This is a genomic window from Flavobacterium sp. 11 (assembly GCF_002754315.1).
GTDB classification, from domain to species: domain Bacteria; phylum Bacteroidota; class Bacteroidia; order Flavobacteriales; family Flavobacteriaceae; genus Flavobacterium; species Flavobacterium algoritolerans.
Genome location: NZ_PEFE01000001.1, coordinates 2,229,060 through 2,242,624 on the forward strand (window position 1 = coordinate 2,229,060; position 13,565 = coordinate 2,242,624).

Genomic DNA, 13,565 nt, shown 5'->3' on the forward strand with positions numbered 1-13,565 from the left:
TTAGACGATTAAAAGAAGCCAAAATTTATCATGCACTATCAAATTTACAAAAAAATAAACTAATTTTAGTATAATCAGTTATTGAAGGTTTATTTTTTATTGTAATTTTGAATTTTAAACACCAATACTTTTTGAGAACTTCAATTTACAAGTCTATTTCTGATCCAAAATTGTTTAAACAGCAACTTTTATTTTGGTCTCAACAGTTTCGAGAAATCATTTATTTAGACAGTAATGATTATCCGCAAAACTATTCCAGTTATGATTGTGTTCTTGCCGTTGATGCCTTTACCGCAATAAAGACGGATTATCACAATGCTTTTGAAGATTTAAAACAATACCAGCAAATTACCAAAGACTGGCTTTTTGGCTATTTATCGTATGATTTAAAAAATGATATCGAGCAGTTACAATCTACTAATTTTGACGGCTTAGATTTTCCCGATTTGTATTTTTTTCAACCTAAGAAGCTGTTTTTATTGAAAGGAAATCAACTCGAAATTCGATATCTCAATATGTGTGACGATGAAGTTGAGGAAGATTTTGAAGAAATTGTCGAAAGCCTAAAGTCAAAAGTCGAAGCTGAAGCTACAATAAAAATTCAACAACGAATATCAAAAGAGAATTATCTTGAAAAGGTTTCGAAAATATTAGAACACATTCATCAAGGTGATATTTATGAAGCTAATTTTTGTATGGAGTTTTTTGCCGAAAATGCTATCATTAATCCAATTAAAAAATTTATAAAACTCAACGAAATTTCTCAGCCTCCATTTGCTGTTTTTTTTAAAAACAACAAACACTTTTTACTTTCGGCAACACCGGAACGCTATTTAAAAAAAGAAGGAGAGCTACTTATTTCACAACCGATTAAAGGAACTGCTAAACGTTTTTCAGATCCAATTGAAGATGAAAAATCAAAAATGCAATTGGCTTTAGACCCAAAAGAAAGAGCCGAAAACATTATGATTACAGATTTAGTTCGGAATGACTTGTCTCGAACGGCACAAAAAGGTTCCGTTGAAGTACAAGAGTTATGTAAAATTTATTCTTTTTTGCAAGTCCATCAAATGATATCAACGGTAACATCAAAAATAGATGCTCAATATTCTGCTGTAGATGCCTTAAAAACTACTTTCCCGATGGGAAGTATGACTGGTGCTCCAAAGATTTCGGTGATGAAAATCATTGAGCAGCTGGAAGAAACAAAACGAGGCTTATATAGTGGAGCAGTAGGGTATTTTGTACCAAACGGAGATTTCGATTTCAATGTGGTTATCCGAAGCATTTTATACAATCAAGAAAAAAAATATGTTTCTTTTTCGGTTGGGAGTGCAATAACTTCACAATCAATTCCTGAAAACGAGTATGAAGAATGTTTGCTTAAAGCAAAAGCTATGCGAGAAGTTTTAAGTTAAATCAAAATGAATTAATTAAATTTGAACATGCTACAGAAATTCCAAAACCATCTTCTTCATAATTTTCAGTTCTTGAACGGAAAAAAAATACTTCTTGCCACAAGCGGCGGGAAAGATAGTATGGTTATGGTTCATTTGTTGCAGCAATTAGATTATAAAATAGGAATCGCACATTGTAATTTTCAATTGCGTGGAATGGAAAGTTTTGAAGATCAGAATTTTGTTCAGGACTATGCTGCTACAAATAATATTCCAGTATTTATAACACAATTTGATACCAAAGCTTTCTCAGAAGATTATAAAATATCTACACAAGTTGCGGCCCGTGAGTTGCGTTACAACTGGTTTTATGAATTATTGGAAACCGAAAAATTCGATTATATTCTTACCGCGCATCATGCCGATGATAATCTGGAAACTTTCCTAATCAACCTCAGTCGAGGGACAGGTTTAGAAGGTTTGATTGGGATTCCGGAACAGAACGAAAAAGTAATTCGTCCACTTTTGGCATTTAGCCAAGAGGAAATGGAAGAATATGCCAGAATAAATAACATTCAATGGCGCGAAGACAGCAGTAATGCATCGGATAAATACCTTCGTAATAAGATTCGTCATCATCTGGTTCCAATGTTAAAGGAATTGAATCCTAATTTTCTTTCTTCCTTTCATAAAACGCAAACCTATTTGCAAGAAGCACAAGTTATGGTTGAAGATGCTTCTATCATGATTTATCAGCAAGTTGCAAAGCAAGATAATGAAGCTATTTATTTTGATTTGCAGCAATTAAAAAAATTACCAAATTATAAATCGTATTTATACCAATGGCTGAAAGAATTTGAATTTTCGGCTTGGGATGATATTTATGATTTGGTTGAAAGCCAATCTGGGAAATACGTTTTTTCTTCTGAATTCCGATTATTGAAAGACAGAGATTCCTTAATCCTAAGCCCGATAAATTCTGCAAATGAAAAGGAGGAATATTCTATTGCTGAAAATCAAAAAGAAGTTAATATTCCCTTAAATCTTTCATTTTGTAAAGTAGCTGACATTAGTATCGTTTCAAATAAAACTATCTTTGTGGACGCTGATAAATTAAAATATCCATTGATTTTGCGCCATTGGAGCGAGGGAGATAGTTTTCAACCTTTTGGGATGAATGGTAAATCGAAGAAAGTGAGCAAGCTTTTTAAAGATGAAAAATTATCATTACTGGAAAAGGAAAACACCTGGCTTTTATGTTCGAATGATAAAATAGTGTGGATTATTAATGTTCGTCAAGATGAACGCTTTAGAATAGATAATACAACAAAGAATATACTTAAAATACAATTAGAATAATGAAGAAACTACTATTTATACTTATTGCTTTTTTGGCTTTTGCCAATGGAAATGCCCAAATTCTTGATCCTGCAAAATGGACCACCAAAATAGAAAAAAAATCAGAGAATAATTATATACTTACTTTTAATGCCATCATAGAAAAAGATTGGCATATGTATTCCCAATTTACAGCTGAAGGCGGATCTTTGCCTTTGGAAATTATTTTCAAAAATCAAAAAGGTAACTTTAATTTAGTTGGCAAAGCCAAAGAAAGCAAAACAACTACAGCTTTCAATGATATTTTTGAAGTTAATGAAACATACTTTGAGAAAAAGGCTCAAATTCAACAAGAAATTACAATTACAAACCCAAAGATTACTAAAATTGAAGTCAATTTGAATTATCAGGTTTGTAAAGAAGCGTGCATCAATATGGAGAAAAGTTTCACCTTTACGATTCCCGCAGCTTCCAAAACAGCAGAAATAGCTTCTGTAGCATCTGATTTAACTGCAATAGATTCAGCCAAAGTTGACACTGCAGTTGTAAATACAGATGTAATTAGGGAAGGAACTGTTACTCCTGAAAAAGTTCCTGTATTAGATTCTAAACCTTCAAAACAAAGAGGATTGTGGTCTATTTTCTTCATTGCTTTTTTATCTGGATTTGCTGCATTGCTTACGCCATGTGTCTTCCCGATGATTCCTATGACGGTAAGTTTCTTTACAAAACAAAGTAAAACAAAAGCGAAAGGAATAAGAAATGCTATTATTTATGGAATTGCCATCATATTTATTTATGTAGTTTTAGGCTTTTTAGTGACTTGGATTTTTGGTGCTGATGCATTGAATGCGTTGTCTACGAATGTTTGGTTTAATATTATTTTCTTTATTCTGTTAGTTGTTTTTGCTGCCTCATTTCTGGGTGCTTTTGAGATTATGTTGCCTAATTCTTGGGCTAATAAAGTCGATAATCAAGCAGACAGAGGCGGAATAATTGGAATTTTATTCATGGCTTTGGCATTAGCAATTGTATCTTTTTCTTGCACAGGACCTATCGTAGGAACACTTTTGGTTGAAGCTGCTTCTAAAGGGGAATTGCGCCAATTGTTGGAATGTTAGGATTTTCATTGGCTTTAGCCTTACCTTTTATGTTGTTTGCGATGTTTCCGGGTTGGTTGAATTCATTGCCAAAATCAGGTGGATGGCTGAATACTGTTAAAGTGGTTTTAGGATTTTTAGAATTGGCATTAGCATTTAAATTTTTGTCAAATGCAGATTTAGTATTGCAATTGCATTTCTTGGAAAGAGAAGTTTTCTTGGTAATTTGGATTGCTATTTTTGGAACACTGGCATTTTATTTATTCGGAAAAATTACGCTTCCGCATGATAGCCCTATGAATCATATTTCGGTAGGAAGATTGTCTTTGGGATTAGTAGTTTTGGCTTTTACAATATATTTGATTCCCGGAATTTGGGGAGCACCTCTAAAATTAATTTCTGGTTTTCCACCTCCAATGACGTATAGTGAAAGTCCATACGGTGTAGGAAACTCAAAAGGTGGTTCGAATGCATCAGCCCAAATTTTGCCGGAAGGCGCACATTTAGGACCACACGATCTTATTGCTTTTGAAGATTATGAAAAAGGATTGGCTTATGCCAAATCAGTAAACAAACCTATTTTGCTTGATTTTACAGGATATGCTTGCGTGAATTGCAGAAAAATGGAAGATTACGTTTGGTCAGACCCTGCGATTTTAAAAATATTACAAGATGAAGTAGTTTTGATTTCTTTGTATGTTGATGATAAAAGAGAATTACCAAAAAGCGAGCAATATGTATCCAAAGAAACGGGTAAAGAAATTGTAAGTGTCGGAAACAAATGGAGTGATTTTCAAATCACTAAATTTAAAGCCAATGCACAACCGTATTACATCATATTAGACAAGGAAGGAAATATGTTATCTGACAAACCAGAAAGTTATAACTCAGACATCAATACATACAAAGGTTGGTTAAGAGAAGGAATTGACAAATTTAAAAAGGCCGAATAGGCCTTTTTTTTGTTCCTGATTTGGACTTTAAAGATATTTTAAAACGTTGCTTTTATAGCATATAAAATTATATTTATGTAGGTTTTATTTGGAGAGATTTTTTATCTTTAAAAATTATTTAATCCAAGAAAACTTATGAAAAAACTACTTAGCATTTCTCTTTTTTTTATTGGCGCAATTCTTTTTGCCCAAGATAAAGCAGCAAATTATGTTGCGGATAATTACACCAAAAAAGAAGTGCATATCAAAATGCGTGACGGAGCAGAATTATTTACTTCGATTTACACCCCTAAAGATGTTTCTAAAAAATATCCAATTATAATGCAAAGAACGCCTTATAATTCAGGACCCTACGGAGAAAATCAGTTCAAGAGAAGTATTTCTCCAAGTGAAACCATGATGAAAGAAGGATATATTGTTGTCTATCAAGATGTTCGTGGCAGGTTCATGAGCGATGGTTTATACGATAATATGCGTGGTTTTATTCCAAATAAAAAAGGAAAAAAAGATACCGATGAAGCTTCGGATACGTATGATACGATTGATTGGCTGGTTAAAAATGTGGCTAATAATAATGGGAATGTTGGGACTTGGGGATTTCTTACCCTGGATTTTATGCCACTTATTCTTTATTGAGTAATCATCCTGCATTAAAAGCAGTTTCTCCACAGGCGTGTATTGCTGATTTCTTTTTTGATGATTTTCATCATAATGGAGCATATTTGTTGAGTTATTGGAAAGTAACGCCATTATTTGGACCTCAAAAAACAAAACGTACTACGGAACCTTGGTATAAATTCACGAATACAGGTACTAATGATGACTACCAGTTTTTCTTGGATGCAGGACCTTTGTCTAATTTAGACAAGTATTACGGTAAGGAAGATGAATTTTGGCAGCAGCTGAAAGACCATTCCAGTTATGATGATTTTTGGCAAAAACGTGGAATTCTACAACATTTAAAAAATATCAAACCAGCAGTAATGACAGTAGGAGGTTGGTTTGACGCAGAAGATTTATACGGTCCTTTAAATACCTATAGTACCATTGAAAAGAGTAGTAAAAACTATAATACAATCGTTATGGGACCTTGGAGTCATGGAGATTGGGCTAGAAATTCTGCAAAACAAGTGATTGGTAATATTAATTTTGGCGACAGTATTTCCGGATATTATCAAAAAAATATTGAAGCTAATTTCTTCCGTCATTTCTTGAAAAATAATGGGAAAGGTGAAAACAAATTACCGGAAGCCTATGTTTTTGATACTGGTAGAAAAGAGTGGCAGACTTTTGCAGTTTGGCCTCCTCAAAATACGGCAAAGCAAGATTTCTTTTTGCAAGATAACCGATTGTCAAAAATGGCAAAGAAGAATTTTGCCTTTGAAGAATTTATCAGTGATCCTAAAAAACCGGTTCCTTATTCTGAGGATATTAAACAGCAAGGGCTTACGCCAAGAAAATACATGACGGATGATCAGCGTTTTGCGGCGAGACGTCCTGATGTGCTAGTTTTTGAAACTGAGGTTTTGGCTGATGACACTACATTGGCTGGAGAAATTTTGGCTAAATTGCAAGTTTCCACTACAGGAACTGATGCAGATTGGATTGTAAAAGTGATTGATGTTTTCCCGAATGATGAACCGGAAACAAAAGAAGTTGCTCCTTATTTAAAGATGAGTAATTACCATATGATGGTGCGCAGTGAAGTAATGAGAGGTCGTTTCAGAAATAGTTTTTCAAAACCAGAGCCTCTTGTTGCCAATGAGAAAACGGCAGTAAATATCAAATTGCAAGATGTTTTTCATACGTTCAAAAAAGGACACAAAATCCAGATTCAAGTTCAAAGTACTTGGTTTCCGTTAATTGATTTGAATCCGCAAACGTTTGTAGACAATATATTTTATGCTAAACCAGAGGATTTTCAGAAACAAACGCATAGAATTTATAATGATTCAAAAATTGAGTTTACGGTTTTAAAATAAAGACTAAAAGTAAAATAAATATCAAAATTCAAATGAGGCTGTCTGTAAAGGCAGCCTTTTTTTATTTATAATTCTAAAGTGATTTGCTGTAATTTGTTTCATCAAATTTTATTAATTGAAACAGAAAACAGTCATAAAAGGGCACTGTTTTTTTAATTATTTTTTTTATTTCTTCTAAAAAAATATAAAAGATGTAGTTGGTAGTTTTTTTTATTCCTTTAATCGAAAATGTATTAAAAATAAGATTAATGTATTCTTAATTATATAATTTAGTGTTTAAGTTTTTGAAAATTAGACAATTGTAATGATGCTTTTTATTAAAAAACTTTGGCTATTAGGGACATATTCTATTGGTTCTGCATTTTATAGTTAGGCGTATAATATCCGTTATTTTATTACTTAAATTAAATAAATATGAAAACATTTCTACTCAAATCACATTTTTTAACGATTGTTTTTCTTGCTGCAAATTTATTTTTTGCAAGTGTTGCTTTTGGTCAAGCAACGGTAACTACCGACAAGGATGATTATGGTCCCGGAGAGTATGTAATTATTACTGGAACAGGATGGACACCGGGCGAGACCGTAACATTGCATTTTGATGAAACACCTAAGCCGGCAACATGTCTTCTTCCGCATGACATGACTGCTGTAGCTGACTCCAGCGGTAATATTTATAACAATCAATTTTTAATAAAAATCAACCATATTGGAGTCGCCTTTTTGCTAACAGCAACAGGACAAACCTCAGGATTAATTGCAACAAGGAATTTTACGGATGGTCAATTGTCTGAACTTACTATTGGTGTGCAGTCAATTATACCTACATCAGGAAATGTAACTCAGGTCAATTATGCTAGTTCTATAAAAATAGTCGCGAATAATAATAATACAGCTATTATTACATTAAATGTTACAGGATTGCCTACTGGAGTGCTTTTCAGTCCACAAAGTATTTCTATAAATGGAAATAATACTGCTCAATTCACTTTAACATTAACTACTGGGATAAATACTCCGGTTATATTATCTCCAGGACAGATATTTAATGTTACTGCTTCAACTCCACACGTTAATGGTGTAACTTCTGATACAGAGAGTGGAAGGTTAATTGTGTCTTCAGCTCAATGTACCCAACCTTCAGCTCCAACAATATCAAGTCCTGTTAATTATTGCCAAGGAGCGACAGCAAATGCTCTAACAGCAACAGGTAGCAATTTGTTATGGTATACAGTTGCAACAGGAGGAATAGGCAACGTTACTGCGCCGACACCAACAACTTCTTTGTCTGGAACCACAAGTTATTACGTAAGCCAAACAGTAGGTTGTGAAAGTCCTAGAGCAAAAATTGATGTTACGGTAAATGCATTACCTGTAGCACCAAATGCTGGAAATTATAGTGGAGCGTATGATGGTTTACCACATGTTGGTTCAGCTATCGCTGGTGCTGGAGAGACTATTGACTGGTACACTACTTTATCAGGAGGGAATCCAACAAGTGCTCCATCAGGAACAAATGTTGGCGTATATTCAGCTTATGCAGAAGCTAGAAATATAACTACTGGTTGTGTAAGTGCAACTAGAACATTAGTCTCAGTGACAATAACTAAAGCAAATGCAGTTGTAAACGTAACAGGTTATACAGGAACATACGATGGATTGGCACACGGAGCTACAGGAAGTGCTACGGGAATTGGTTCAGACAACTTAAGTTCAGGATTAAGCTTAGGAGCAACATTTACCAATGTTCCCGGAGGAACGGCAAACTGGACTTTCGAAGGCGGAACAAATTATATGGATGAATCCGGAAGTGTTGAAATTATCATATCACAAGCGGATGCCTTGGTAACTGTAACAGGTTATACAGGAACATACGATGGATTGGCACACGGAGCCACAGGAAGTGCTACAGGAATTGGTTCAGAGAACTTAAGTTCAGGATTAAGCTTAGGAGCAACATTTACCAATGTTCCCGGAGGTACAGCAGACTGGACTTTCGAAGGCGGAACAAATTATATGGATGAATCCGGAAGTGTTGGAATTATCATATCACAAGCAAATGCAGTTGTAAACGTAACAGGTTATACAGGGACATACGATGGATTGGCACACGGAGCTACAGGAAGTGCTACGGGAATTGGTTCAGACAACTTAAGTTCAGGATTAAGCTTAGGAGCAACATTTACCAATGTTCCCGGAGGAACGGCAAACTGGACTTTCGAAGGCGGAACAAATTATATGGATGAATCCGGAAGTGTTGAAATTATCATATCACAAGCAAATGCAGTTGTAAACGTAACAGGTTATACAGGAACATACGATGGATTGGCACATGGAGCTACAGGAAGTGCTACAGGAATTGGTTCAGAGAACTTAAGTTCAGGATTAAGCTTAGGAGCAACATTTACCGATGTTCCCGGAGGTACAGCAGACTGGACTTTCGAAGGTGGAACAAATTATCTAGATGAATCCGGAAGTGTTGAAATTGTCATATCACAAGCAGATGCTTTGGTAACTGTAACAGGTTATACAGGGACATACGATGGATTGGCACACGGAGCTACAGGAAGTGCTACGGGAATTGGTTCAGACAACTTAAGTTCAGGATTAAGCTTAGGAGCAACATTTACCAATGTTCCCGGAGGAACGGCAAACTGGACTTTCGAAGGCGGAACAAATTATATGGATGAATCCGGAAGTGTTGAAATTATCATATCACAAGCAAATGCAGTTGTAAACGTAACAGGTTATACAGGAACATACGATGGATTGGCACACGGAGCTACAGGAAGTGCTACGGGAATTGGTTCAGACAACTTAAGTTCAGGATTAAGCTTAGGAGCAACATTTACCAATGTTCCCGGAGGAACGGCAAACTGGACTTTCGAAGGCGGAACAAATTATATGGATGAATCCGGAAGTGTTGAAATTATCATATCACAAGCGGATGCCTTGGTAACTGTAACAGGTTATACAGGAACATACGATGGATTGGCACACGGAGCCACAGGAAGTGCTACAGGAATTGGTTCAGAGAACTTAAGTTCAGGATTAAGCTTAGGAGCAACATTTACCAATGTTCCCGGAGGTACAGCAGACTGGACTTTCGAAGGCGGAACAAATTATATGGATGAATCCGGAAGTGTTGGAATTATCATATCACAAGCAAATGCAGTTGTAAACGTAACAGGTTATACAGGGACATACGATGGATTGGCATACGGAGCTACAGGAAGTGCTACGGGAATTGGTTCAGACAACTTAAGTTCAGGATTAAGCTTAGGAGCAACATTTACCAATGTTCCCGGAGGAACGGCAAACTGGACTTTCGAAGGCGGAACAAATTATATGGATGAATCCGGAAGTGTTGAAATTATCATATCACAAGCAAATGCAGTTGTAAACGTAACAGGTTATACAGGAACATACGATGGATTGGCACATGGAGCTACAGGAAGTGCTACAGGAATTGGTTCAGAGAACTTAAGTTCAGGATTAAGCTTAGGAGCAACATTTACCGATGTTCCCGGAGGTACAGCAGACTGGACTTTCGAAGGTGGAACAAATTATCTAGATGAATCCGGAAGTGTTGAAATTGTCATATCACAAGCAGATGCTTTGGTAACTGTAACAGGTTATACAGGGACATACGATGGATTGGCACACGGAGCTACAGGAAGTGCTACGGGAATTGGTTCAGACAACTTAAGTTCAGGATTAAGCTTAGGAGCAACATTTACCAATGTTCCCGGAGGAACGGCAAACTGGACTTTCGAAGGCGGAACAAATTATATGGATGAATCCGGAAGTGTTGAAATTATCATATCACAAGCAAATGCAGTTGTAAACGTAACAGGTTATACAGGAACATACGATGGATTGGCACATGGAGCTACAGGAAGTGCTACAGGAATTGGTTCAGAGAACTTAAGTTCAGGATTAAGCTTAGGAGCAACATTTACCGATGTTCCCGGAGGTACAGCAGACTGGACTTTCGAAGGTGGAACAAATTATCTAGATGAATCCGGAAGTGTTGAAATTGTCATATCACAAGCAGATGCTTTGGTAACTGTAACAGGTTATACAGGGACATACGATGGATTGGCACACGGAGCTACAGGAAGTGCTACAGGAATTGGTTTAGTAAACATAGGTTCAGGATTAAGCTTAGGAGCAACATTTACCGATGTTCCCGGAGGTATAGCAAACTGGACTTTCGAAGGCGGAACAAATTATATGGATGAATCCGGAAGTGTTGAAATTATCATATCACAAGCAGATGCTTTTGTAACTGTAACAGGTTATACAGGAACATACGATGGATTGGCACATGGAGCTACAGGAAGTGCTACAGGAATTGGTTCAGACAACTTAAGTTTAGGATTAAGCTTAGGAGCAACATTTACCAATGTTCCCGGAGGTACAGCAAACTGGACTTTCGAAGGCGGAACAAATTATATGGATGAATCCGGAAGTGTTGAAATTATCATATCACAAGCAAATGCAGTTGTAAACGTAACAGGTTATACAGGAACATACGATGGATTGGCACATGGAGCTACAGGAAGTGCTACAGGAATTGGTTCAGAGAACTTAAGTTCAGGATTAAGCTTAGGAGCAACATTTACCGATGTTCCCGGAGGTACAGCAGACTGGACTTTCGAAGGTGGAACAAATTATCTAGATGAATCCGGAAGTGTTGAAATTGTCATATCACAAGCAGATGCTTTGGTAACTGTAACAGGTTATACAGGGACATACGATGGATTGGCACACGGAGCTACAGGAAGTGCTACAGGAATTGGTTCAGACAACTTAAGTTCAGGATTAAGCTTAGGAGCAACATTTACCAATGTTCCCGGAGGTACAGCAAACTGGACTTTCGAAGGAGGAATAAATTATATGGATGAATCCGGAAGTGTGGCAATAGTAATCAATAAAGCAATTGCGAATATTACAGTAGCGCCTTACAATGTTACTTATGACGGAAATCCTCATACGGCTACATTTACAGCAGTCGGAGTAGAAGCAATTCCTGTGGATCTTACAACGTTAATGAATGTAAGCGCAACTACGCATATCAATGCCGCTACTTATAATGGAGATGTTTGGAGTTTTGCAGGTAATAATAACTACGCTGCAACCAGCGGAACTGTTAATAATGCTATTAGCAAGCGTGCAATCACCATCACAGCTGATCCTAAATATAAGTATAGCGGACAAGTTGATCCTCCGTTGACTTACCAAGTAAATGGTACACTTGTAGTTAATACAGCATTAGCAGCAAATACTTCAGTTGATGCTTTTACGGGAAGTCTTTCAAGAATTGTAGGTGAAAGTAGTGGAATTTATCAAATCAACCAAGGTACAGTAAGTTTGAGTGCAAATTATCAATTAACTTATATTGCATCAAATCTAACTATTACTTGCGTTACAATTGATGCCAGCGCAAGTAGTACTCCTGTTGCATTAGGTTCGCCCGTTACACTTCGTGCTACCGTTTCTCCTCCAGCTGAAGGCGTAACAGTTTTATTTACAGTTGATAATGGTAGTGCTAATGGCATAACTACTTATCAGGCAGTAACGATTGTAGGTGGTTTAGCTATTAGCTCACCAATTAACTTGCCAGTAGATGTGTATTTGATAACCGCTACAGCTGGTACTGGGTGTACTTCATCAGTAGCCTACTTACCTGTATATGATCCTAATGGAGGATTTGTAACTGGTGGAGGATGGATTATGTCTCCGGCTGGTGCTTATGCTTTAAACGCAACAACTTTAACTCTTGCAGGAAAAGCAAACTTTGGATTTGTAGCCAAATACAAAAAAGGAAACAATGAGGTGGATGGAAATACAGAGTTTCAATTTCAGACTGGAAATCTTAACTTCAAAAGTAGTTCGCATGATGCAATGTCACTAGTAATTGCAGGAGCACAAGCTACATACAAAGGCAAAGGAACTATAAACGGAGTTCCAGGCTATAGCTTTATGGTATCTGCAATAGATGGTGAAAAGAAATCAGCTGGTGTAACAGATAAATTTAGAATAAAAATCTGGAATGGAGCAGGGGTTGTATATGATAATCAGACTGGTGCTGCGGATAATGCCGATGCAACAACAGCAATTGGTGGTGGTTCTATAGTAATACATGAAGTGAAGAAAAATGGAGCTGCAAAAGTGGTAATTGTTGAGAAAACCCCAGAAATTGTGCCATTCGCTATAACAGCATATCCAAACCCTTCTGCGCAATATTTTATTATTGACATAAAAGGCGGTACCAATGAAAAAACAGAAGTGATTGTATATGATATATTAGGAAGAATGGTGAAACATATTCAAAATAGTGATAGCAAAGAAATCAAGTTTGGTGAAGAGCTTTCATCAGGTTCGTATATTGCGATTATCAATCAGGGTACTCAACAAAAAACAGTGAGACTGATAAAACAATAAAGCTCATTTTAATTACAGGTTTAAATTAACTCCATTTCAATATTAATTGGGATGGAGTTTTTTTATATACTAATTTTATTGTTTTTAGAATTTTAGTTCTTTGAAAAAGGAAATTTATAATATTTAATGGTTACGTCTAAGGTTCCAATGAAATGATTTCAATTCAATTTCTATTGAAGTAATTAATACATTGAAAGCCTAAATGAACTTGTTTGTAATGGAGTCTACTGTTTGTAATGGATAGATTTTATTAAGGTAAATAAGAGAGATGTTTCGTTTTATTAGAAAACCATACATGTTTTACTTAATGGTAAAATAAAGTTTGAAGATGGAAAAGAAATTCAA

Annotated in this window: 3 protein-coding genes and 2 pseudogenes; all 5 read left to right on the forward strand. The window is 36.0% G+C overall.

Annotated elements, in window-relative coordinates:
- Nucleotides 1-131: 131 nt before the first annotated feature.
- The 5 genes and pseudogenes from CLV00_RS09710 (at nucleotide 132) to CLV00_RS09730 (ending at nucleotide 13,220) form a co-directional block, all read left to right on the forward strand.
- Nucleotides 132-1,418, forward strand: coding sequence for an anthranilate synthase component I family protein (locus CLV00_RS09710; RefSeq protein WP_099714974.1), 1,287 nt, complete (start codon nucleotides 132-134; stop codon nucleotides 1,416-1,418).
- A 27-nt stretch (nucleotides 1,419-1,445) separates the two neighbouring features.
- Nucleotides 1,446-2,756 (forward strand): tRNA lysidine(34) synthetase TilS, encoded by a 1,311-nt coding sequence (tilS, locus tag CLV00_RS09715; RefSeq protein ID WP_099714976.1) that lies wholly within the window; start codon nucleotides 1,446-1,448, stop codon nucleotides 2,754-2,756.
- Nucleotides 2,756-4,788 (forward strand): annotated as a pseudogene (locus tag CLV00_RS09720) (cytochrome c biogenesis protein CcdA). Before tilS ends, CLV00_RS09720 begins: the two are co-directional and overlap by 1 nt.
- A 135-nt stretch (nucleotides 4,789-4,923) precedes the next feature.
- Nucleotides 4,924-6,770 (forward strand): annotated as a pseudogene (locus CLV00_RS09725) (CocE/NonD family hydrolase).
- 414 nt (nucleotides 6,771-7,184) lie between these two features.
- Complete coding sequence (locus tag CLV00_RS09730; protein WP_099714978.1) at nucleotides 7,185-13,220, forward strand: T9SS type A sorting domain-containing protein; 6,036 nt, start codon at nucleotides 7,185-7,187, stop codon at nucleotides 13,218-13,220.
- Nucleotides 13,221-13,565: the final 345 nt, after the last annotated feature.